We start from the raw sequence: 23,644 nt of genomic DNA, 5'->3' as shown, positions 1-23,644 counted from the left end.
AGTTCTCTATAAAAATTAAGAAAAGAAAATTTATTTTTTGATTCAAAATTTTATTTAAAAACAGATCTTGTCAGAAATAAAAAAGCCCCCAAATCAGGAGGCTTTTTAAATTACACATCAATCAGTTATTTACGAGTATTGTAAATCTGATCGAAAGTCGCACCATTCACAAAGTGAGTTTTTTGTGCCTGGGCCCAGCCACCAAACACTTCATCAATAGTGAAGGTTTTAAGTTTAGGGAATTGAGCAGAATATTTGGCTAACACTTCCGGGTTACGTGGACGGTAGAAATATTTTGCTGCCATGTCTTGACCCAAAGGTGAATACAAGTAATTGATATAACCTTTAGCTAACCACTTGTTGCCATCTTTTTCGACATTTTTATCCACGATTGCCACTGAAGGTTCAGTTAAAATTGACATCGATGGATAGATAATATCGAACTTGTTTTTACCCATGGTCTTTTGAGTGACTAGAGCTTCATTTTCCCAAGTCAACAACACATCCCCAATGCCACGTTCCGCAAAAGTCGTCATCGATGCACGCGCAGCAGAATCCATCACTTTGACGTTGTGGTACATTTTGCCGACAAAGTCTTTTGCTTTGGCATCGCTACCACCGGGTTGTTTCAGTGCATAACCCCAAGCGGATAAATACACCCAACGTGGTAAACCACCAGTTTTTGGATTTGGGGTAATAATTTGTATGCCCGGTTTAGTTAAGTCAGACCAGTCTTTAATATGCTTTGGATTGCCTTTACGCACCATAAATACGATGGTAGAGGTATAAGGTGCAGAATTATGCGGGAACTCTTTTTGCCAACCCGGCTGGATTTGACCGGATTTTACAATTTCTTCAATATCGTTGGCCAAAGCTAAAGTCACTACATCGGCTTTTAAGCCATCCACGACTGAACGCGCTTGTTTACCTGAACCACCGTGGGACTGTTTGAAATTTACACTACGACCAGTACGTTCTTTCCAGTAAGCACCAAATGATTTATTGAATTCATCGTAAAATTCACGGGTTGCATCATAAGATACGTTTAAAAATTCACGATCAGCTGCCTGAGCAGTCGTTGCAGTAAAAGCAATGCCGGTTGCCAGCAATGCCGCACTGAATAACGCTTTAAATTGAGTTTTCATTACGGTACAGACAAGTTATCTTCATTACTGCTAAATATATGAAATAAAATCATAAATCGCAATGAATTAAACCCTTTAGCATTCAACAAAATACTTACATTAAATTGTTAAATTCATGTTTTTATTAATAATAAATTAAACAGTTTACTTATTCCTTATATATACTATTTTCTGAATTATATATGCAAAAAATGGATAACTTTCATTATCCATTTCTTCTAAAAATCTTTAATCATTAATTAGATTTAATTTTTCTCACTATAAATCTGATCAAAAATCGCCCCATTCACAAAATGGGTTTTCTGCGCTTTTGCCCAGCCACCAAAAACATCACCGATGGTAAAAAGTTTAATTTTTGGAAATTGTGCTGCATATTTTGCTGCAACTTGCGGATGACGTGGACGGAAGAAATATTGTGCAGCCAGATCCTGTCCTTTTGGTGAATACAAATAGTTGAGATAACCCTTGGCTAAATTACGGTTACCATCTCTATCCACGTTTTTATCGACAATTGCGACCGATGGCTCTGCCAAAATTGAAATCGAAGGATAGATAATCTGGTATTTATCTTTACCCAAACCTTGGGTTGCCAATAAAGCTTCATTTTCCCAAGACAACAGCACATCACCAATGCCACGTTCAGCAAAAGTGGTTAAAGAACCGCGTGCACCAGAGTCAAGCACTTTCACATTTTGATAAAGTTTTTTCACCAACTCTTTGGCTTTAGCCTCGTTACCGCCCGGTTGTTTTAGTGCATACCCCCAAGCTGAAAGATAAATCCAACGTGGCGCACCCCCGGTTTTAGGATTGGGTGTGATAATTTCTACACCTGGCTTGGTTAAATCATTCCAGTCTTTAATACTTTTAGGATTGCCTTTGCGTACCAAGAACACCACGGTTGAAGTATAAGGCGCTGAATTATTCGGGAACTGTTTCTGCCAGTTTTTATTGATTAGACCTGCATTTACAATTTCTTCAATATCATTGGCTAAAGCCAAGGTCACTACGTCGGCTTGTAAACCATCGATCACTGAACGCGCTTGCTTACCCGAGCCGCCATGGGATTGTTTAAAATTCACTTCTTGTCTTGTGCGCTGTTTCCAGAATTCACTAAAGGCCTGATTATATTCTTGGTAAAATTCGCGCGTTGGATCATAGGAAACATTGAGAAAATCTTTTGCGGCGAAGCTATGTGAAGTGATTCCCCCTAATACCGCAAGAATTGTAGATGCTATTATTTTTTTCATGCGCTTTAAGCTCATCTTTAATGATGAAAGCACTATATAAATTTGAAATATTTTTAACAATCATATGGTTATATTGTTTTATTGATTAAAAATCAGTTTTATAGATATCCACTAAAATGCTTTGCTATGCATTTTTACCACTAAAAGACGCATAAACAGGTGTAAATCTTCATCTTTCACTCAATCTCCATGCTATCTCCATAGTTGTTTGATACAAAGTGACTACATTGAATTGGTTATTTATCATTTTGTAAAAAAGTGTGACCCAGTTCTACTTTTGTATTTTTTTATGTGTTTAAATGGTATCACTAGGATAGAAAAACAATATCTAGAGAATTCCAGCACCAGTAAGGGGGATATGGAAATGAAATTTACACCAGTTATAACAGCATTGAGTTTAAGTCTAACTTTAGGATTTATGGCTCAAATCGGACATGCGGCTGCCATTAAAACCACCGATAGCAAAATCAGTCTTTCAACTGAAAGATCATCACTGATTGAAAAAGCATTGCAACAACATAAGCAAGACAAGCAAGGTTCAAATACTTTTTATAATGACAATGATTTAAAAGTCCTTACTGAAATTAAAGTTGCCCCTACACAAAGCTTTTTTGCTGCTCAAAATCAAAAATTTACTCGTTTTGTACAAGTATTTTTCCAACAAAATAATTCTTAACCTCATACCGAACTTCTTGCCCCTTTAGAAGTTTAGACCAAGCCTAATCATCTCAATGTTGAATTTAACATTAAGTGATTAGGCTTTTTCGTTATAATACTTTCCATTCACATTCTGAAAAATATTGATTATGACTGTTCGTACTCGTATTGCCCCTTCTCCTACAGGCTTCCCACATGTAGGCACTGCATATATTGCCTTGTTCAACTTATGTTTTGCCAAACAGCATGGGGGTGAATTTATTCTTCGCATTGAAGACACCGATCAACTTCGCTCAACCCCTGAATCTGAAAAAATGATTTTAGATTCATTGCGTTGGTTAGGTTTGAATTGGTCAGAAGGTCCTGATGTTGGTGGTCCACATGCACCATATCGTCAATCGGAACGTATGGACATCTATAAAAAATATGCTTTAGAACTTGTTGAAAAAGGTCATGCATTTTACTGTTTTGCAACGAGTGAAGAATTGGATCAAATGCGTGCTGAACAGCAAGCCCGCGGTGAAAGTCCTCGTTATGACGGTCGTGGTTTACTTTTATCTCAAGAAGAAGTTCAAAATCGTTTAGCTGCAGGCGAAGCACACGTGATTCGCATGAAAGTGCCTGCTGAAGGCAGTTGCAAATTTGACGATATGCTGCGTGGCGAAGTGGAAATTCCATGGGCACAAGTCGATATGCAAATTTTGCTTAAAACGGATGGCTTGCCAACTTACCATTTGGCCAATGTGGTTGATGACCATTTAATGGAAATCACCCACGTGATTCGTGGTGAAGAATGGATTCCATCTGCGCCTAAACACCAATTGTTGTACCAATACTTTGGCTGGGATATGCCTGTGCTTTGTCACATGCCGTTATTACGTAATCCGGATAAATCAAAACTGTCTAAACGTAAAAACCCAACCTCAATCAATTACTACAAAGACATCGGCGTACTTCCAGAAGCGTTATTGAACTATTTAGGCCGTATGGGCTGGTCAATGCCGGACGAAAGTGAAAAATTCACTTTAGCTGAAATGATTGAACATTTCGATATTAAGCGTGTATCCCTTGGTGGTCCAATCTTTGATGTTGAAAAACTCAACTGGCTCAACGGTCAGTGGATTAAAGCGCTCTCTCCTGCTGAATTGTTAAATACACTTTTGGCCTGGAAATCAGACCGTAAGACTTTGGAAGATATCGCTGCTGCGATTCAACCACGTATCAACTTGTTGTCTGAAGCGGTGAACTGGGCTAGTTTCTACTTCAACCAGTTCCCACAACTGTCTAAAGAACAGTTCGAAAGCAAAAAATTGTCTGAAGAACAAGTTCGTCAAAGCTTACAATTTGCAATTTGGCGTTTAGAAAGCTTATTCACCTGGAATAACGACACAGTTAGCCAAACCCTGATGGATTTAGCTACACAAATGGAAGTGAAGTTACGTGACTTCATGCCAACCTTCTTTATTGCCATTGCCGGTTCGACCAGTTCAACCCCTGTAATGCAGTCTATGGTAACGATTGGTCCTGACTTAACCTTTGCACGTTTACGCCATGCGCTTGAAATTGTCGGCGACCCGAGTAAAAAAGAAGCAAAAGTTTGGGAAAAACTCAATGAAAGCTTAAAATTGCCGAAAAATGACGCAGTTGATGAGGCATAATTGATTTTATAGTTGACGTGTGAGCGCAATGCCCCTAATATTGCGCTCACACAGACTGGGGGTTATAGCTCAGTTGGTAGAGCGCTACAATGGCATTGTAGAGGTCAGGAGTTCGATCCTCCTTGACTCCACCAAGTTATTTGTTTTACCTGTGTTGCCTCGATAAGTCCCTATCGTCTAGAGGCCTAGGACATCGCCCTTTCACGGCGGTAACCGGGGTTCGAATCCCCGTAGGGACGCCAAATTCAAGAAAGCCACTGACCTATTCAGTGGCTTTTTTTATGGTCTAAATTTTTTATTCACGTTATTTTATCAGCGGTATTTTTGCTTTCCGCGACATTCAGATTAGAATAACCCATAGATTAGAATTCTGGAGTTGTAATGCAATACCGTTGCCCAAAATGCCAAAGCCCGAAAATTATGCCTGTTGCACAATCCGGTGGACCTGCGGTACGACCAGTGGTACCTAAAAGCTTAGTCTTGTTAATTCCTGCTGTTTTCATCTTATTGCTGTTGGTTTTAATTAGTATTGCAATGTGGATTTTTGGTGATGGTGCAGGAACAACATTACAATCTGCAACTGTAGTTGTATTCGTGCTGTGTCTGATTGCAGGCTTTATGTTTTACCGCGACTTACCTGACTTTAAAATTTCGATGCAAGGCTTTATGCAGTCGCAAAAGAAATGGAAATGTCGTGAGTGCAACCACGAGTGGGAAATTTAAAATAAATCTACTTTCACATCAGCCCCATATTTAGTTCAGGTGCTGATGTGAATCTTCATCATGATGATGTGGATGTTTTTGTTGATGATCAACCGGCTGACAATGCGAATGCGCAAGACATTCATCCTCTTCAATCTGTAGCGTTATTTCAGTGATGCCATGCTCATGGCTCAACATTTCCAAAGCTTGCTGATACAAGGCATTACGATCAGCCTGTGGTGCATATAAATGCACAGTCAGATGTATATTCTTTGAAGTAATCGCCCAAACTTTCAGTTGATGAATGCTTTCAACCTCTTTCAACCCAAGAAGATCATTTCGTAATTTTTCAATATCAATTTCTTCAGGCACACCTTCAAGCAAAATATTGATACTTTGTTTCAGTAAAATCCATGTTCTAGGCAATACCCAAAAACCGATCAGCACTGCAATTAAGGTATCCACCCAAACCCAGTGAGTGAAATAAATAATCACGGCTCCAATAAACACCCCCACAGAACCTAGAGCATCACTCAAAACTTCTAAGTACGCCCCTTTCACATTCAGACTTTCTTGGGCGCTGGAAAATAGAATTTTCATCGAAATCAGATTAATGATCAGACCTATAATCGCGACAATCATCATGCCCAAACTTTGAATTTCCGGTGGATTGGAAAAACGCTGATAGGCTTCATACAAAATATACATCGCCACTACAAATAGCATAGATGCATTGAACAGGGCTGCTAAAATTTCAAAGCGCTGATAGCCAAAAGTACGCTTATCATCGGCAGGAAATTTGCCTATTTTTATGGCAACAAGTGCTATAGCAAGCGCAGCGGCATCGGTAAACATGTGGGCAGCATCTGACAATAAAGCCAAACTTTGCGTAATCAAGCCTGCCACCACTTCTACAATTAAAAACGTGGTGGTCAGCACCAAGGCAAAGGTTAATTTTTTGGCATTATTTTCGGTCACAACCGCATGACTATGATCATGCCCATGATGTCCACTCATTGCAGACTCCCATTTTATTCCTGTTTATATAAATAATTTATCCATAAAAAAGAGAGAAATACTATAATTTTTTAGCACTCTCCGAATATAAATCAACCTATTTAGTAGGATGTAATATATTCACGAGTTGGCAATAAGCTCTATATAAAACATGAAAACTATTCACCTTTATTTATATTAATAATCAACTTAAAAGCTTTTTTAATTTTTTTAAATTAACAAAAAAATTCATTTACTTACAAACGGGTTGTACTTTAGAATAAAAAATAATCATTTCATTAAAATGATTAGACTATGATAATCCATCAGCAAAAAAGAGTTGATTATGATCGTGAATAAGATAAAAAAGATTGTAGATGCTTTGCTTAGCCCTTCAGATCAACATTTGCAAGGAATCCAAAATACAACTGCAAATGAGGCAAATTTGGAATTTGCACAAGGGCAGGCATTCGAGCAGCTTGCGATCAAACATAATTACATGCTAGATGATAATCAATCCATTTATAACAATCGAAATGCAATGTGGAACTTTTTAAGTGCCGCATTAAAAGGCCATAGTGATGCACAATATAAATTAGGTGTAGCTTATCTTCATGGGCAATTAGGCCTAGATAAAAACCATACGCATGCGGAAGAATGGCTAAAAAAAGCAGCAAAACAAGGTCATAGTGATGCGCAATATAAATTAGGTGTATGTTATCTTCATGGGCAATCAGGCCTAGATAAAAACTATACACATGCGGAAGAATGGCTAAAGAAAGCCGCTAAGCAAGGTCATCATGAAGCACAAATAACCTTAGAAAAAGCGTATAGCCAATTAGTTTTTTCCTGAAAATTCCCAATAAAAAACCAGCCCTAAGGCTGGTTTTTTTAATCATACAAAAACAAGCAATTAAACGCCGATTTTTTTGTACTTAGAACGCTTTTGTACAGCAGCATCACCTAAACGAGCCAAACGATATGCTTCATATTCAGCATAGTTTCCTTCGTAAAATTCAGGCGTTTCATTTTCAAATGACAAGATGTGCGTTGCAATACGGTCCAGGAACCAACGGTCATGCGATACCACCATGACAGTACCCGGGAATACCAAAATGGCATCCTCAAGTGCACGTAAAGTTTCAATGTCCAAGTCGTTCGATGGTTCATCGAGTAAGATGACGTTTGCACCCATCTGAAGGATCTTCGCAAGTTGTAAACGGTTACGTTCACCACCTGACAATTCACCTACACGTTTTTGCTGATCTTGACCTTTGAAGTTAAAGCGACCGATATAGGCACGAGAAGGAATTTCATAATCGCCAATACGCAAGATATCTAAACCGCCAGAAACTTCTTCCCAAACAGTTTTGTTGTTGTCTAGGGTGTCACGGATCTGACCCACATAAGCCACTTTAACTGACTCACCCAGAGTCACAGTACCTGTATCAGGTTGCTGCTCGCCCGTCATCATACGGAACAGTGTCGTTTTACCCGCACCGTTCGGACCAACAATACCTACAATCGCTGTTGGCGGTACTGTAAAGGTCAAATCTTTATAGAGTAAGCGACCATCAAATGATTTGCTAATACCTTCAACTTCTACAACTTTATTCCCTAGGCGTGGACCAGGTGGAATGTAAATTTCAGAGGTTTCGTTACGTTGCTGGAATTCTTTAGAGTTAAGCTCTTCAAAACGCTCCATACGCGCTTTGTTTTTCTTTTGCTGACCTTTCGCATTAGAACGAACCCATTCAAGTTCTTTCTTCAATGCTTTGGCAAAAGATTCTTCCTGCTTGTTCTCTTGCTCTAAACGAGCATTTTTCTGCTCAAGCCAAGAAGAATAGTTGCCTTGGTAAGGAATACCATGTCCACGGTCAAGCTCCAGAATCCACTCGGCCACGTTATCCAAGAAATAACGGTCATGCGTAATCGCAACGATAGTACCGGCGAAGTCTTTCAAGAAACGTTCTAACCAAGATACAGATTCTGCATCCAAATGGTTCGTCGGTTCATCAAGAAGCAACATATCCGGTTTAGAAAGCAATAAACGACACAATGCTACACGGCGGCGTTCACCACCTGAAAGCAATGTTACATCTGCATCCCAAGCTGGAAGGTTTAATGCAGCTGCTGCCTGATCCATTTGGTTGCTTAGGTTATGTGCATCCCAAGTCTGGATAATCGCTTCTAATTTCTCTTGTTCTTTTGCAAGTGCATCAAAGTCAGCATCTTCTGCTGCATATTCTGCAAACACTTCATCAAGACGCGCCAAGGCATCCAATGGTTCACGCAAACCATCTTCAACGTTACCACGAACATCTTTATTTGGATCTAATGGTGGTTCCTGCTCAAGATAACCGATTTTAATACCCGGTTGAGCACGTGCTTCACCTGAGAAATCTTTATCTACGCCCGCCATAATACGAAGCAAAGTAGATTTACCTGCACCGTTTAAACCAAGTACACCAATTTTTGCACCTGGGAAAAATGATAAAGAGATGTCTTTCAGGATTTCGCGCTTAGGCGGAACCATCTTCGACACACGGTTCATCGTGTAAATATATTGGGCCACGTAGGACTCCTCTATAGAAAAAACAACATTCACATAACAATAATATTATGTGAACAAATAATCGCGGGCATTATACGATGAAAGTGCCGAAAAAATAAGGCATAGCTTCCATCTTCAATAGAATGTTACAACTCAGGGCGCGTTTATTTTTTAAACATATCCATACACGGTTAATTTTGTTCAGCTTGTACTAAAATTAACATTCATATGAATATTTAAGATAACAATTTCACTTAAATAGCACTTTGACTTATATATAGAAATGCTAAACTCGATCAATATTTAACTCACGAAGATGATGTAAACATGACTTACAAAGATGAAACCCTAGCCATTCATGCCGGTTATAGCCCAGACCCAACAACAAAAGCTGTAGCCGTACCGATTTATCAAACCACATCTTATGCCTTTGACAATACTCAACATGGGGCCGATTTGTTCGATTTAAAGGTACAAGGGAATATCTACACCCGTATTATGAACCCAACTACAGCGGTGCTAGAGCAACGTCTGGCAGCCCTCGAAGGTGGGATTGGTGCCCTTGCACTTGCTTCAGGGATGTCTGCGATTACCTATTCCATTCAGACCATTGCCGAAGCGGGCGACAATATTGCCTCTGTTTCCACTTTATACGGTGGAACTTACAACTTGTTTGCACACACTTTGCCAAAACAAGGCATTGAAGTACGTTTCTTCGATTATCAAGACCCAGAAGCGTTGCGCAGTTTGATTGATGACAAGACCAAACTGGTGTTTGTGGAATCGATTGGTAATCCACTCGGCAATATCATCGACCTGGAAGCGATTTCGAAAATTGCGCATGCATATGGCGTACCGGTCATTGTCGACAATACGGTTGCTACTCCTGCTCTACTAAAACCTTTTGAACATGGCGCTGACATTGTCGTGCATTCACTGACTAAATATATTGGCGGTCATGGCAACTCGATTGGCGGTGCCATTGTTGATAGTGGCAAATTCCCTTGGGGCAAATATCCTGAGCGTTTCAAAGTGTTGAATAGTCCTGACCCAAGCTATCATGGCGTGAATTATGTCGAAGCTTTAGGTGAAGCAGCTTATATTGCGCGTGCTCGTGTGGTGCCATTACGCAATACCGGTGCTGCCATTAGCCCAATGAATGTCTTCCTGATCTTGCAAGGTCTGGAAACGCTTAACCTGCGTATGGAACGGCATACTGAAAATGCGCAAAAAGTGGCGGAATATTTACAGCAGCATCCAAAAGTGAAATGGGTCAATTACGCAGGCTTAAAAGACCATCCACAACATGCTTTAGCTCAAAAATATGTGAAAGGTAAACCATCTGCGATTCTGTCTTTTGGCGTACAAGATGGTCTTGAAGGTGGCACTCGCTTTATTGATGCACTGCAACTCTTCACTCGTCTGGTGAATATTGGTGATGCAAAAAGCCTCGCCTGCCACCCTGCTACCACCACCCATCGTCAGCTCAATGAAGAAGAATTAAAGTCTGCGGGAGTCAGTACGGATATGGTTCGCCTATCGGTTGGGATTGAACATATTGATGATTTGATTGAAGATTTAGAACAGGCACTTGCTCAAGTTTAATCTTTTATCATCTACTTTAAATTCACCCTTCTTCCTCACCCGGAAGAAGGTTTTTTATTTCTTAACGACTTTGTGCTTATTTCTCTTTGCTTTGTTTTGAATTCGTGGTAAAAATCAAGTTACAAGAAGAATGAAAATAGAGCAATTACTCTAATTATATTTGTAAATTCAATAACTTATTTGTAGATTTTTTTTAAACTTTGGTTATCATAACCGAGATGAGAAGAGCTCAATTCCCCAATATTTTGAGCCAAATAATCAACTACAAAAAACATAATCTAGAATTTTATTCTATTTAAATCAGGAAAAAACAGCGTGAATTCAAGACTAGAGAAACTCTTTCGAAATCGAGTTAACGGCAAAGTGGTTTTAATCACAGGTGCATCCAGTGGTATTGGCTTAACTGCTGCACATAAACTTGCCGATGCAGGTGCACACGTTTTATTGGTGGCTCGTACCAAAGAAACACTAGATCAAGTCAAACAAGAAATTGAAGCCAAAGGTGGCAAAGCCTCTGTTTTCCCATGTGATTTAAATAACATGGACTCTATAGATGAAGTATCAAAACAAATCTTAGCCTCTGTCGATCATATTGATATCCTAATCAACAATGCAGGACGCTCAATTCGTCGTGCGGTACATGAATCAACAGACCGTTTTCATGATTTTGAACGAACCATGCAGCTGAATTACTTCGGCGCCGTTCGTTTGGTGATGAATATCTTGCCACAGATGATGGTTCGCCGTGATGGTCATATCATCAATATCAGCTCGATTGGTGTATTGGCCAATGCAACGCGCTTTTCGGCTTATGTGGCATCTAAAGCCGCGCTGGATGCGTTCAGTCGCTGTCTGTCTGCCGAAGTTCATTCGCATAAAATTGCGATTACTTCAGTTTATATGCCATTGGTACGTACACCGATGATCGCACCAACCAAAATTTATAAATATGTGCCAACGCTTTCACCTGAACAGGCGGCAGATTTAATTGCTTATGCAATTGTGAAACGTCCGAAGAAAGTGGCAACCCACTTAGGCCGTTTGGCATCGATCACCTACTCTATTGCACCAGATATCAATAACAAATTGATGTCGATTGGTTATAACCTGTTCCCAAGCTCTTCAGCTTCAGTTGGTCAATCACAGAAATTGAATTGGGTTCAAAAAGCATATGCTCGTCTGTTCCCGGGTGAACATTGGTAAAATTGTGCAATATTAAGCCAGTCATTTGACTGGCTTTTTTATGTTATAAACACACATCATTTTTTGCTCTTAGATTTTTATGCGGATTGCTGCTGTTATTTTCCAATATGCCTGTTTTGCTTTTGCCCTTTTCCTTTGCTACCAAATAGCGACTTCTATCTATCTACAAGATTATCAATTGATGGATATCGTCAGTGATGTCGGCAGTATTTTAATTTGTATCGATTTGGCGATGTTCTTGCATTTCAATAAGTCGATTGCATCGATAAAAATGAAAGCCGGTTCTCAACAGTCTCCGGTGCAAGTTTCAACAGTGGAAAAAGTTAGCCGTAAGTTGGGACACCTAGGCATTATGCTGATTATCTGTAGTTGGATTGTGCCAAAGCTTGCATAAAAAAACCTCCCAATTGGGAGGTTTTTAGTTATGATAAAACAAATAAATTAAACAATTATCAATATGGAACAAGAAGTTATTAAAGCTGCTACAGGTGTAGCAACAACAGCAGCAAATAAAGGGATTAGAAAACTTACGAATTTACTATTCTCTAAAAAGCTTCGAGAAGACAAGAGACTAGATGACCTTTCCGCAGCTCAAACTAAAAAAGATATTGAATTGATTGAAAATGGCTTAGCAGAGTTTCGTGATGGTAAGTTTTTGCTTATTGAAGACCAAATTGGAAACCCTACTTCCCCTTTAGGCTTAATTCTTGCTCAAAATCATCAAAACCAATCTAAAAACTTAGGTAAATGCTTAAGTAAAGCTTATGAACATTTATCTAAAAAAGCTGATGAAGAAATCAGTGACGAACAAATCTCAGAAACTTTCTTCAATAAATGGATGAATTATGGGAAAGAGGTTTCTGAAGAAGAATTACAAGACTTGTGGGGCAAAATATTAAGTGAGGAAATATCAATCCCCAATTCTATTAATTATTTACTTTTACATACTCTCTCTATGATGAGTAAAAGGCATTTGGAGGTATTTAACGACTTACTCCCTTATATGTGCAAAGGGGTTTTATTCTGCAACGAATTTATATCTGCTGAAATGAACTATCCTCATATCCCGGAAAATTTCTTAAATGAACTCGTAGATTTAAACCTCATAAAAGGCTTAATGACTGCGGATATAAATTTCTGGGGACACTTAAAAAATTTTAGATATGATGGAAATATATATCCATTAATTCAAATTAACTCTCGTAATATCATTATTCTACATCTTATAGATGAAACTAAACCTGTTCATCCACACTTCTTTATATTAACTACTATTGGAGAAAAGCTTTTGAACATGGCAATAGCTAATCGAGATATCAACGAGTATTTTATTGACCTTACAAATAATATTAAAACAATGCAAGGTTTTAAAAATATTAAGTATTTCGAGCTTTTTACACTAATAGATGAATGTTGGATTCCTATAAATAGAAATTAAAAAAACCTCCCTAAAGGGAGGTTTTTTTTGCAATTAAAAAGTTCTAAAAATTATTTAGAACCTTTAATCCCTGCTTGCAATAACAATGCACCTAAACCACCAATTTTTTGCTCTTGTGGTTTAGCAGATTGAGGTTTTTTACCTTGTGGGCGATCACCTTGAGGACGTGCATTTTGCGGACGCTTCGCTTGTGGCTTACGTTCACCACGTTGTTCAGTTTGAGCATTTGGCTCACGGCGTGGTTGACGCGGAGCTTTCGTTGGTGCTTCAGAACCTTCAGGACGCATAGACAAGTTGACACGGTTACGTTCAGCATCTACTTGCAATACACGCACTTGAACGATTTGACCCGGTTTCACCACTTTATGCGGATCTGCTACAAATTCATTGGCAAGTTCAGAAATATGGACTAAACCGTCTTGGTGTACGCCGACATCAACGAATGCACCAAAGTTGGTAACATTGGTGATCACGCCTTCAAGTTGCATGCCTTCAGTCAATTGCGATACTTCGGTAATGTCTTCACGGAATTTCGCAGTACGGAATTCTGGACGTGGATCACGACCTGGTTTTTCAAGTTCACTCAGTACGTCTTGAATAGTCGGCAGACCAAATTTCTCATCTGCAAATTCTTCAGCATTCACCTGACGAATGATTTCAGAATTACCAATAATATCTTTTACAGTCGTTGCTTTTGCTTCAACAATTTTGCTCACTAAAGCATATGACTCAGGGTGAACTGCAGACGCATCCAATGGTTCAGAACCATCTTGAATACGCAAGAAACCAGCTGCCTGTTCAAAAGTACGCTCACCTAAACGAGGTACATTCTTCAAGGCTTGACGGTTGTCAAAACGACCATTTTCTTTACGGTAGTCAAAAATCTGTTGTGCAATCGATTTATTCAAACCTGCGATATACGACAGGATTGCAGGAGATGCGGTATTTACATCTACACCAACCGAGTTCACACAGTCTTCAACCACAGCTTCAAGCGTTTTCGCCAAGCCTGTTTGGTTCACGTCATGTTGATATTGACCTACACCAATCGATTTAGGATCAATCTTCACCAGTTCAGCCAATGGGTCTTGTAAACGACGTGCAATCGATACTGCGCCACGAATAGAAACATCCAATTCTGGAAGTTCTTGTGAAGCCAATTCAGAAGCGGAATACACCGATGCACCCGCTTCAGAGACTGAAACACGGGTAAGGTTCAAGTCTGCATTTGCAGCCATCATTTCCGCCACAACTGCTTCAGTTTCACGGCTAGCCGTGCCATTACCAATTGCGATTAAATCGACATTGAATTCACGGCAAAGACGCGCAAGTTCAGCAATTGAACCTTCTTTGTCTTCTTTGGGTGCAAATGGATAAATCGTGCTATGTGCAACCACATCACCTGATGCATTCACTACAGCCAATTTCACGCCGGTACGGATACCCGGGTCAACGCCCAAAGTCGTACGTGCGCCTGCTGGTGCAGAAAGCAATAAATGACGTAAGTTTTCAGCAAATACGTCCATTGCCTCACTTTCAGCTGCAAGACGTTTTTCAGTCAGTAATGAATGCTCGATTTGTGGACGAACTTTACCTAACCAGAACAGTTTCGCGGTTTGTTTTAAGTAATCTGCACGCGCTTGTGGTTGAACCGAATCAAGATTGTATTCAGTTTCAATACGCGCCAATAGTGCATCATCTTCACCATCAACCTTTAAGCCCAATACGTTTTCTTGGCGACCACGTAACATGGCAAGCAAGCGGTGTGAAGGGACTTTATTGAAGTTTTCAGAGAAGTCGAAGTAATCGCGGAATTTCTTGCCGACTTCTTTTTTCTCATCACTTGCAACTGCACTTTTTAAAACAGCGGTTTTAGCAAAGGTTGCTTTTAATTCTGTGGTCAACGCAATATTTTGCGCCCAATCATCAATCAGAATGTGTTGGATCGCATCCAGCTGACTTTCAACATCAGGATAATCTTCATGGCTAAAGCCCGCTAAAGCTTCAGTTGGATCAACCTGCTCTGCAAAGATTTTTGCCGCGATTGGACCTAAACCTGCTTCTTTGGCTTTAAATGATTTGCTGGTACGTTTTGGACGGTACGGTGCGTAAAGTTCTTCTAAAGCATTCTTGGTTTCAGCAGCGTTTACGCGGTTCAGTAAATCATCTGACAATTTATTTTGTTCTTTCAGAGATTCAATAACTTTTTCACGGCGCTCAAATAAATCGCGTAAATACGATAAACGCGTATCGAGTTGGCGTAACTGCGTATCGTCTAAGCCCTGAGTGACCTCTTTACGGTAACGTGCAATAAAGGGAACGCTTGCACCTTCATCAATCAGCTTGATGGCAGCTTCTACTTGATTTGGACGTACGGCAATTTCTTTTGCTAACTGCTGAACTAAGTCAGTCATCGTGTTTGATCCTACAAGGATAAGTACTAAATGGCATGATTATAAAGACCAAGACCATAAAATCCACAATTGTTTTTATTAAATTTATAAGTGGTCAATATTGCCAATCGGTGTGGCTTTTATAATTCCCTACAAAATTAATTGATAAGTAGATTTTTAATCTGCATATTCAGCAAGATCAACTATAATTTAGATGTATACATTTGGTATCTATGTCTTGATTTTACCTGCTATATTTGTTGCTTTAGAGCATAGTAAACAGATACAAATGAATCGTATACTCAAGACTATCCGAACTTTTGTTTACGATGACAATAAAGAATAAAGGAGCACATCATGAGTTTAGTTGTACCTGCTGAAAAAACAGATCCAGTACAAAACGAAACTGATCGCGTCGAACGCATTCTCGTTGTAGATGATGATGTGCGTTTACGTACGTTATTACAGCGCTTTCTAGAAGATAAAGGCTTCGTGGTCAAAACTGCACACGACGCAACACAAATGGATCGTTTATTACAGCGTGAACTTTTCTCCTTAATCGTGCTCGATTTCATGCTGCCTGTGGAAGATGGCTTAAGTATTTGCCGTCGTTTACGCCAGTCCAATATCGATACACCGATCATCATGCTGACTGCACGCGGCAGTGACTCTGACCGTATTGCCGGGCTTGAAGCCGGTGCAGATGACTACTTGCCAAAACCATTTAATCCAAATGAGCTGTTAGCACGTATTCGTGCGGTGTTACGCCGTCAAGTACGCGAAGTTCCGGGTGCACCAAGCCAGCAAATGGAAGTAGTCAGCTTTGGTCCATGGTCGCTTGATTTGTCTACACGTACACTGACTCGTGAAGGTCAAGTGGTAACACTGACTACAGGTGAATTTGCTGTACTTAAAGCACTGGTACAACATCCGCGTGAACCGTTGACTCGTGATAAATTGATGAACCTTGCCCGTGGTCGTGAATGGGGTGCGATGGAGCGCTCTATTGACGTTCAGGTGTCTCGCTTACGTCGTCTGGTTGAAGAAAACCCTGCCCGCGCACGCTACATCCAAACCGTGTGGGGTGTCGGTTATGTCTTTGTTCCAGATGGTGCTGAGTAATTAAAATTCGATCCGACAATTTAGCCCGTATCACCCGCATAAATTGTCCGGAAATGCCATTCGCTGCTGTTTGAGCCATCCTTCAACTAAATTTATAGATAAATGATAGCGAGTTCAGCGAATGGCAAAAAATTTTACTTGCGTAACAGTGTTACTCATTTTTTTAAAAAAGTAACATGCTGAGCTCCTTCCATCGAAGGTACAAGCAGTAAGATTCCACCGCGAATAAAATAACTGCAATTTTTAGAATACGCCCACAGGAATCTGGTGTGAAACTCGAACCCATCGACCCACAAAAATTTACTGATTACGAAGCTTATTCGGAAAAGAAGCGAACCCGCTCGGAACGCTTTCTGGACAAGATCAAGCCACGTTCTGCTGCAATGCGTACTACAGTGCTTGTGTTATTCATTGTATTCTTCAGTTTATTTATGTCGTTGTGGTTCTTTTGGCGCACCTTATACCTTCCGGAAATTCAGCAACACGCCCGCTATTTAGGGGTTGAACTAGAAATTATTAACAACCCCGACCTACGTATTTTTCATAACGATGCCGAAGTAGATGTCGACACCTGGCTGAAAAATCGGGTTGGAATCGAATACATCACCGATCCCAAAGAATATCCTAGCGTTCGCGATAAAGTCATTGCCGAATTTTTTACCAATCAAATTGAAAAAACGCTAGCCAAAGAACTGCAAGTTGAAAATGTGACAGTTTATTTCCAATTTAAACCCAGCCCGCGTATTTGGATTCAAACACCGGAAATGAATGGCCATTGGGTACGTGAACCCTTAAAAACCTATGCCAACTATAGCCCTGAACTAGTGTTTGGCTGGTTGCTCGGTGTGCCGCTTATTGCCGCTGCCATCATTTTAACTCTGGTTCGTCAGTTAAATCGCCCCCTACGTCGTCTGCAAAATGCGGCAAATAACTATAGTAAAACCGGTTCTGCGCCTTATCTGGAAACTAATCATGGTCCTCAAGAAATTCGCGAAGTAAACCAAGCCTTTAATCATATGATTTATACCCTGGATCAGACTGAACGTGACCGCCGTATTATGCTGGCAGGGATTTCCCATGACTTGCGTACGCCCTTGACCCGAATTCGTTTAAGCGCAGAAATGATGCCAGATGAAGACTTTCTTAAAGAAGGCTTAATTTATGATGTCGAAGATATGGATGCGATTCTTGATCAGTTCATCTCATACATGCGAGATGGCTCAGATGAAGAGTTGCAAGACACTGACATTAATATGCTATTACAGGAATTAGTGATCCAGTTCAAACCATTAGATATCCGTTTTGAAGCTCAGGAAGTTCCCATCATTCAGGCACGTAGCCAGTCTTTAAAACGAATGATTGGCAATTTAATCAATAACTCAAAACGCTATGGTGCTGAACCTATCGAATTATCAGCGAAAGTTGAAAATGACCATATTTTTATTACTGTCGCAGACAATGGTGAAGGCATTCCGGAAGATCAAATCGAGGACTTGATGCAACCCTTTGTTCGCGGTAATGAGGCGCGTACGGTACAAGGCAGTGGTTTGGGTTTAGCCATTGTGAAACGTATTGTCGACATGCATCAAGGGCAACTTACTATTCACAATCGCCCTCAAGGCGGGTTGGAAGCGCTTATTTGTTTACCTATTCTTCACAATAAAACAGAAGAAGAGGTTCCTCCAAGTACATTGGGGAAAATTAAACAAACATTCAGCGAGCATTTTTAACAATTGATCAAATAACAAACAAATGGTTTTGTGCAACTATTAATCCATTCATTTTTACATCAGTAAAATCAATAGATTAATAACCATAAAAAATTATTATACCCACATTTTTTCAAAAAATTAGACCTTAGCCTAACAGGCATGCACAATTCCTTTTTAGGGCGGTACAATCCGTCTAGTTATTGAACAAGAATTGAGCGTAAACCATGTCTTTAGATCGTATTCGTTTAGCATCACTTCATGACAAAGTCATGAGCGCAGAACAAGCTGCTACTTTTATCCAAGATGGTATGACTGTAGGTATGAGTGGATTTACTCGTGCAGGTGAAGCAAAAGCTGTTCCTCTAGCACTTGTAAAACAAGCTCACAGTAATCCTTTGAAAATTACTTTAATTACTGGTGCTAGTCTGGGTAACGACTTAGACAAACAATTAACTGAAGCTGGTGTTCTTGCTCGCCGTTTACCTTTCCAGGTTGATAATACTTTACGTAAAGCCATCAACAAAGGCGAAGTGATGTTTATCGATCAGCATTTGTCTGAAACAGTTGAACAAATGCGTAATCTTCAGCTTAAAAAACCGGATGTTGCAATCATTGAAGCAGTTGCAATTACTGAAGATGGCGGCATTATCCCAACGACATCTGTGGGTAACTCTGCAAGCTTTGCCATTTTTGCTGAAAAAGTGATTGTAGAAATTAATACCAATTTAAGCCCTGCTTTTGAAGGCTTACACGATATTTATATCCCGACTTACCGTCCAACACGTCAAGCAATTCCATTGACTCAAGTCGATGAACGTATTGGTACACATGCGATCAATATCGATCCATCTAAAATTGCAGGGATCGTATTTAACAGCGAATACCACGATTCTCCATCAACTGTGACTGAGCCAGATGATGAAACTCAAGGTATCGCAAACCACTTGATCAATTTCTTTGAACAAGAAGTTGCTGAAGGTCGTTTACCGAAAGATCTTGGCCCATTACAAGCAGGGATTGGTTCAATTGCCAATGCCGTATTGACTGGTCTTAAAGAATCTAACTTTGAAGATCTTGTGATGTATTCAGAAGTACTTCAAGACTGTACCTTTGAATTAATCGATGCAGGTAAAATGAAGTTCGCTTCAGGTTCATCAATTACGCTTTCTGCTAAATATGGCGAAAAAGTATTTAACAACCTTGAAGCATACAAAGACAAACTTGTACTTCGTCCACAAGAAATTTCAAACCACCCTGAATTGGTTCGTCGTTTAGGGATTATCGGCATCAACACTGCACTCGAGTTTGACATTTACGGTAACGTAAACTCAACTCACGTTTGCGGTACTAAAATGATGAACGGTATCGGTGGTTCAGGTGACTTCGCACGTAATGCTCACTTGGCTATTTTTGTGACCAAGTCGATTGCAAAAGGTGGTGACATCTCTTCAATCGTACCAATGGCGTCACACGTAGACCATTCTGAACATGATGTTGATATTCTTGTCACTGAACAAGGTCTTGCAGACTTGCGCGGTTTAGCACCACGTGAACGTGCTCGTGCCATTATCGACAACTGTGCTCACCCAATGTACCGTGATGCATTGAATGATTACTTTGACCGTTCATGTGCAAAAGGTGGCCATACTCCTCACCTTCTTCGTGAAGCGCTTTCATGGCACGCTAATTTTGAAGAAACTGGTCATATGCTTGCAGCTCAACCAGAAGCTAAAAGTGCTTAATTGCAAAGACTAAAAGCATTTAAAAAGCGTACTTCGGTACGCTTTTTTTATTTCAAGAAGGTCATTTCTGTGATCTAAAAAATATTAAATTCAATCATCCTATGTTCAGTAGAATGCAAGTTCGAATGTTATAGCTGTTGTTCAACCGCTTGGCGATTTTGCTTTTTAATTTTTTCCATTTCTGCATTCAACTGTAACACCTGCTGATATAGAGCATTAAATTGCTTCAATGGCTGATCTTCATAAAACATAAAGGTCTTGTTTTTTTTCTGCCATTTATTATTTTTCAGAATCTCGAACAAAGCATCGGCTTTATTTAACACCTGCAACTCTAAAGCAAATAAAGCATGGGTTTTATCACTGTCGCGACTTTCACGTAGACTGTCTGTTAATTGATGCCGCAGATTGGCTTTAATGGATAAATGTTTGGCTCTTGCCAAGGTATCTTCTTCACGTTGCTGGGTTTGTTGTTGATACTGTACAGCCAGAAGATGGGCTTGTTTCAACATCTGCTCAGTTTCTACATACTTCTGTTTACGGTCTTGATCTAAGCGATCAATATCTAAAAATTTATCCCAGTGAATTGCTTTGAGTTCACGCAGATACTGATTACGGGCTTCAGCATTTTGAATCATCTGACTCAGGACAAAGTCGGCCATCACTTTATAATCACCCTGTAAACGGTTATCTGACACATTGATATCAATCGGTTCAGACCAGTCCTGGGCCTGCTCATAAATGAGTTCTGCTTTTTCATACAATACAGTTTGGTAGGTCTTGAGTTGGCTCAGGTCATTTTGTTGTACCGAATACTGATAAAACATCCAACCAAATACGGCACATGTCGCCAATCCCAAGATGAGAAAAATCCTTGGCATGCGAAACTCCCCTATACTGACTTTCCAATAGCATAACCCGATTCAGAACCTGAACGGTTATTTATTCACCTAAAACATATCAAGTTTTTCTAGCCCGTTTCAGCATTAATTCAATTTTCATGCTTTAAATTTTTGTCCGAACCCCCATCAATATAGGCAATAAAAGATTCGAGATTTCTCATGCGCGTAGATATTTGGTCAGATGTGGTTTGCCCATTTTGTTATATTGGTAAAAAACGTCTTGAAGCTGCTGCTGAACAAGCCGGTTTAGAACTTGAAGTTCATTGGCATAGTTATGAACTTGATCCAGAAGCGCCAATCCGTCAGGAAATTTCAAACTCTGAACGTCTTGCACAAAAATACGGACGCACCGTTGCAGACGTTGAAGAGATGCAACGTAATATTGCCGCTATGGCTGCTGAAGAAGGCATCCAATTCAATTGGGAAAATGCCAACTCAGGTAACACCTTCAATGCTCATCGCATTATTCACCTGGCTCAAAGTAAAGGATTGGGTTCAGAAGCCAAAGAAGCCTTTTTCTATAGTTATATGACCCAAGGTTTACCGATTGGCGAACGTGAAACGATTGAAGATGTTGCTGCACGCATTGGCTTAAATCCGGTTGAAGTGGAAGATGTGCTCAATTCAGAAGAATACGCTGACTTCGTTAAATTTGATGAAGATGTGGCAAGAGATCAATTAAAAGTGACCGGCGTACCGTTCTTTGTCTTTGATCAACGCATTGCATTAGCAGGTGCACAACCGCGTGAAGTATTTTTACAAGTCTTTGAAAAAGCTTTAGAAGCACCACAACAAGCGAATATTGAAGCTGAAGATGCGGCAATCTGTAAAGATGATCTCTGTGATGTTCCAGAGAAATAATTCTATTTCATTATTAATGACATAGAATTACTGTAACTGGTCATAAAAAATCCCCGAATCAGGGGATTTTTTATTTTACAATTCATCAATCTAATCGACCAAGAAACTGATTTTTAAATTCACGCGATACTCAGTAATTTTATTGTCCTTAATCACTACTTTTTGCTCATTGATCCATGCACCTTGCACATTTTTTATTGTTTCGGTGACTTTGTGAATACCTGTTTGAATTGCATCTTCAAAACTTTTATTACTGCTTGAATTAACCTCAACTACTTTTGCGATAGCCATTGTTTAAACCTCAAATTTTATTCTTGTGAGGCCTGATCATAGGGTATTTTTTAAACAAAAATCCTTGTTTTAACATTACACCGCAAAAACTTACACGTAAGACACAATATCACTGCCCCCTATCTCGCTCTTACAAAACACAACTTATATATACAAGGCTTGGACACAATCAGATGCACAATTCGCTAGGCTGATATGCGGAACATTTAAGTTCTGAATCATGAAACTTAAAGAGGTAAATATGAACACTGAAACTCAAGATGCTGCTGTTGATTCTACCCCTAAACAGCGCTCAAACATCAAATCACCTTTTTCTCCTACAGTCACAGGTGCATTGATTGGTGCTGTTGCGGGTAGTGTATTACCTGTTTTTGGTACCGTGAGTGGCGCTATTATTGGTGGTATTTCTGGTAAAGTTTACGAGAAAAAATGCAAAAGTAAGTGCCAAAGTAAATGTCATAAAAATTGATAATTTTTATATTTCTAAATGACTTAAGACGGATTGTTGAAACACAATCCGTCTTAGAGCAAAAACTCTAAATACATGATTTATATAATAATTTAAACTCACCATTCATCTTTTTTCACCCCTCAGCACTTACTTAACCTGATCATTATTTGATAATATTTACATGAAATTTATTTTACTCCTCTCCCTTGCCCATCTTTCTTGGGCATCCTTCCACTAAAGGAAATGATCATGAATGCTATTAAATCTTTTTTGGCTATTGCTGTTGTGGCTTTTTCTGCAAATGTATCTGCTCAAATTGTTTTTGTTCCAGATTTTCCTGCTAAAAAAGCAGTTACAACCGTAAAGGCCGACCAAAAAGTATCGGCTTTGGAACCTGTAACTCAAGATAAAGCTGCCTGTGAAAAAGTGGCTTAATAAGTTACCTTATTCCATTAAAAAAACAGACTGATCTAACTCAGTCTGTTTTTTTATGCTGAAAAAATCATTTTATTTACTCTCATCCTATTCAGGATCGACACAAGATTTTAACCATAATTTAATCTATTGATTTTCAATATGATGAAAAATTAAACGATAAATCACAATCTATTTTCCAATTCCACCATCAAAAAATTTGAATGTTTTTTATCTAAAATCTACATTTTTTGCTCTTTATGTCTATAAATGCTCAAAAAATGACAATATTTCTTCATGCTTTTTCTTTTTAAATCCATATAATCAAAGCATTAAATTAATAATTTCATTCAATGAAACCGTTTTCTTATGCAAGAACTTCAAGCGCTGATTCAAGGTAAAATTCCTCCGCAAACAATCAACATTGATCGTCTGATTGCGCTGGCTGAACAACACCCCGCACCCACGTCTGCAGAATATAAATTACTTGAACTTGCTATTAATATTGTATTGGCAAGTTATCTAGAAAAAGCACAAAAACATCTCTAGAGGTC

22 protein-coding genes and 2 tRNA genes are annotated in these 23,644 nt (G+C 39.4%); 17 read left to right on the top strand and 7 right to left on the bottom strand.

The window, feature by feature from the left end; translation table 11 throughout:
* Positions 1–125: 125 nt before the first annotated feature.
* Both HLH18_RS14555 and HLH18_RS14550 read right to left on the bottom strand, forming a co-directional pair.
* A complete protein-coding gene (locus HLH18_RS14555; protein WP_131289321.1) occupies positions 126–1,145 on the bottom strand; it encodes a sulfate ABC transporter substrate-binding protein in 1,020 nt (339 codons plus the stop codon).
* Between the two features lie 245 nt (positions 1,146–1,390).
* Entirely contained in the window at positions 1,391–2,407 is a 1,017-nt protein-coding gene (locus tag HLH18_RS14550; RefSeq protein WP_284729615.1) for a sulfate ABC transporter substrate-binding protein, read from the bottom strand.
* Between the two features lie 349 nt (positions 2,408–2,756).
* Here HLH18_RS14550 and HLH18_RS14545 point away from each other — a divergent pair, with 349 nt between their 5' ends.
* From HLH18_RS14545 to HLH18_RS14525, 5 genes are all read left to right on the top strand, one after another.
* Complete coding sequence (locus HLH18_RS14545; protein WP_171547397.1) at positions 2,757–3,068, top strand: hypothetical protein; 312 nt, start codon at positions 2,757–2,759, stop codon at positions 3,066–3,068.
* 130 nt (positions 3,069–3,198) lie between these two features.
* Positions 3,199–4,707, top strand: a complete 1,509-nt coding sequence (gene gltX, locus HLH18_RS14540; protein WP_171547396.1) for a glutamate--tRNA ligase — start codon at positions 3,199–3,201, stop codon at positions 4,705–4,707.
* Between the two features lie 58 nt (positions 4,708–4,765).
* Positions 4,766–4,841 (top strand) — tRNA-Ala (locus tag HLH18_RS14535).
* Positions 4,842–4,873: 32 nt separating this feature from the next.
* Positions 4,874–4,949 (top strand) — tRNA-Glu (locus tag HLH18_RS14530).
* A gap of 139 nt (positions 4,950–5,088) precedes the next feature.
* Positions 5,089–5,430: a hypothetical protein gene (locus tag HLH18_RS14525; RefSeq protein WP_131268439.1), complete on the top strand. Its 342-nt coding sequence runs from the start codon at positions 5,089–5,091 to the stop codon at positions 5,428–5,430.
* Between the two features lie 30 nt (positions 5,431–5,460).
* Here the strand turns inward: HLH18_RS14525 and HLH18_RS14520 are convergent, their stop codons facing one another.
* On the bottom strand, positions 5,461–6,426 hold the full coding sequence (locus HLH18_RS14520) for a cation diffusion facilitator family transporter (RefSeq protein WP_171547395.1): 966 nt from the start codon (positions 6,424–6,426) through the stop codon (positions 5,461–5,463).
* A 325-nt stretch (positions 6,427–6,751) separates the two neighbouring features.
* On the opposite strand from HLH18_RS14520, the gene HLH18_RS14515 reads away from it, so the two are divergent.
* Positions 6,752–7,258 (top strand): tetratricopeptide repeat protein, encoded by a 507-nt coding sequence (locus HLH18_RS14515; protein WP_171547394.1) that lies wholly within the window; start codon positions 6,752–6,754, stop codon positions 7,256–7,258.
* A gap of 60 nt (positions 7,259–7,318) precedes the next feature.
* Here HLH18_RS14515 and ettA read toward each other — a convergent pair whose 3' ends face one another.
* A complete protein-coding gene (gene ettA / locus HLH18_RS14510) occupies positions 7,319–8,980 on the bottom strand; it encodes an energy-dependent translational throttle protein EttA (protein ID WP_131289329.1) in 1,662 nt (553 codons plus the stop codon).
* Between the two features lie 306 nt (positions 8,981–9,286).
* On the opposite strand from ettA, the gene HLH18_RS14505 reads away from it, so the two are divergent.
* The 4 genes from HLH18_RS14505 (at position 9,287) to HLH18_RS14490 (ending at position 13,205) form a co-directional block, all read left to right on the top strand.
* A complete protein-coding gene (locus tag HLH18_RS14505) occupies positions 9,287–10,564 on the top strand; it encodes an O-acetylhomoserine aminocarboxypropyltransferase/cysteine synthase family protein (protein WP_171547393.1) in 1,278 nt (425 codons plus the stop codon).
* A gap of 315 nt (positions 10,565–10,879) precedes the next feature.
* Positions 10,880–11,767 carry an SDR family NAD(P)-dependent oxidoreductase gene (locus HLH18_RS14500; protein WP_171547392.1) on the top strand — a complete coding sequence of 296 codons (888 nt, stop codon included), beginning with the start codon at positions 10,880–10,882 and terminating at the stop codon, positions 11,765–11,767.
* Positions 11,768–11,846: 79 nt separating this feature from the next.
* On the top strand, positions 11,847–12,161 hold the full coding sequence (locus tag HLH18_RS14495) for a hypothetical protein (protein ID WP_171547391.1): 315 nt from the start codon (positions 11,847–11,849) through the stop codon (positions 12,159–12,161).
* Positions 12,162–12,224: 63 nt separating this feature from the next.
* Entirely contained in the window at positions 12,225–13,205 is a 981-nt protein-coding gene (locus tag HLH18_RS14490) for a DUF2806 domain-containing protein (RefSeq protein WP_171547390.1), read from the top strand.
* Positions 13,206–13,255: 50 nt separating this feature from the next.
* Here the strand turns inward: HLH18_RS14490 and HLH18_RS14485 are convergent, their stop codons facing one another.
* Entirely contained in the window at positions 13,256–15,619 is a 2,364-nt protein-coding gene (locus HLH18_RS14485) for a Tex family protein (RefSeq protein WP_171547389.1), read from the bottom strand.
* A gap of 336 nt (positions 15,620–15,955) precedes the next feature.
* Here HLH18_RS14485 and ompR point away from each other — a divergent pair, with 336 nt between their 5' ends.
* The 3 genes from ompR to scpC all read left to right on the top strand — a co-directional run bounded on the left by ompR (position 15,956) and on the right by scpC (position 20,174).
* Entirely contained in the window at positions 15,956–16,720 is a 765-nt protein-coding gene (gene ompR, locus HLH18_RS14480; protein ID WP_131289339.1) for an osmolarity response regulator transcription factor OmpR, read from the top strand.
* A gap of 269 nt (positions 16,721–16,989) precedes the next feature.
* A complete protein-coding gene (locus HLH18_RS14475; RefSeq protein WP_171547388.1) occupies positions 16,990–18,450 on the top strand; it encodes an ATP-binding protein in 1,461 nt (486 codons plus the stop codon).
* 206 nt (positions 18,451–18,656) lie between these two features.
* Positions 18,657–20,174 (top strand): succinyl-CoA:acetate CoA-transferase ScpC, encoded by a 1,518-nt coding sequence (gene scpC / locus HLH18_RS14470; protein ID WP_171547387.1) that lies wholly within the window; start codon positions 18,657–18,659, stop codon positions 20,172–20,174.
* A gap of 128 nt (positions 20,175–20,302) precedes the next feature.
* On the opposite strand, the gene HLH18_RS14465 is transcribed toward scpC, so the two are convergent.
* On the bottom strand, positions 20,303–21,052 hold the full coding sequence (locus tag HLH18_RS14465; RefSeq protein WP_171547386.1) for a hypothetical protein: 750 nt from the start codon (positions 21,050–21,052) through the stop codon (positions 20,303–20,305).
* Between the two features lie 180 nt (positions 21,053–21,232).
* Between HLH18_RS14465 and HLH18_RS14460 the strand changes: the two genes are divergently transcribed.
* Positions 21,233–21,934: a DsbA family oxidoreductase gene (locus HLH18_RS14460; protein ID WP_131289347.1), complete on the top strand. Its 702-nt coding sequence runs from the start codon at positions 21,233–21,235 to the stop codon at positions 21,932–21,934.
* A 90-nt stretch (positions 21,935–22,024) separates the two neighbouring features.
* On the opposite strand, the gene HLH18_RS14455 is transcribed toward HLH18_RS14460, so the two are convergent.
* The gene (locus HLH18_RS14455; protein ID WP_067726883.1) at positions 22,025–22,225 is read right to left on the bottom strand and encodes a dodecin family protein; all 201 of its coding nucleotides are present in this window, start codon (positions 22,223–22,225) and stop codon (positions 22,025–22,027) included.
* Positions 22,226–22,466: 241 nt separating this feature from the next.
* Between HLH18_RS14455 and HLH18_RS14450 the strand changes: the two genes are divergently transcribed.
* From HLH18_RS14450 to HLH18_RS14440, 3 genes are all read left to right on the top strand, one after another.
* Complete coding sequence (locus HLH18_RS14450) at positions 22,467–22,694, top strand: glycine zipper domain-containing protein (protein WP_131289349.1); 228 nt, start codon at positions 22,467–22,469, stop codon at positions 22,692–22,694.
* A gap of 231 nt (positions 22,695–22,925) precedes the next feature.
* Positions 22,926–23,111: a hypothetical protein gene (locus tag HLH18_RS14445; RefSeq protein ID WP_086194216.1), complete on the top strand. Its 186-nt coding sequence runs from the start codon at positions 22,926–22,928 to the stop codon at positions 23,109–23,111.
* Between the two features lie 348 nt (positions 23,112–23,459).
* Positions 23,460–23,639 carry a hypothetical protein gene (locus HLH18_RS14440; protein WP_171547385.1) on the top strand — a complete coding sequence of 60 codons (180 nt, stop codon included), beginning with the start codon at positions 23,460–23,462 and terminating at the stop codon, positions 23,637–23,639.
* Positions 23,640–23,644: the final 5 nt, after the last annotated feature.

This window comes from Acinetobacter sp. ANC 5414 (genome assembly GCF_013004295.1).
Classification (GTDB): Bacteria; Pseudomonadota; Gammaproteobacteria; order Pseudomonadales; family Moraxellaceae; genus Acinetobacter.
This window is presented reverse-complemented; position numbering and strand designations above follow the sequence as displayed.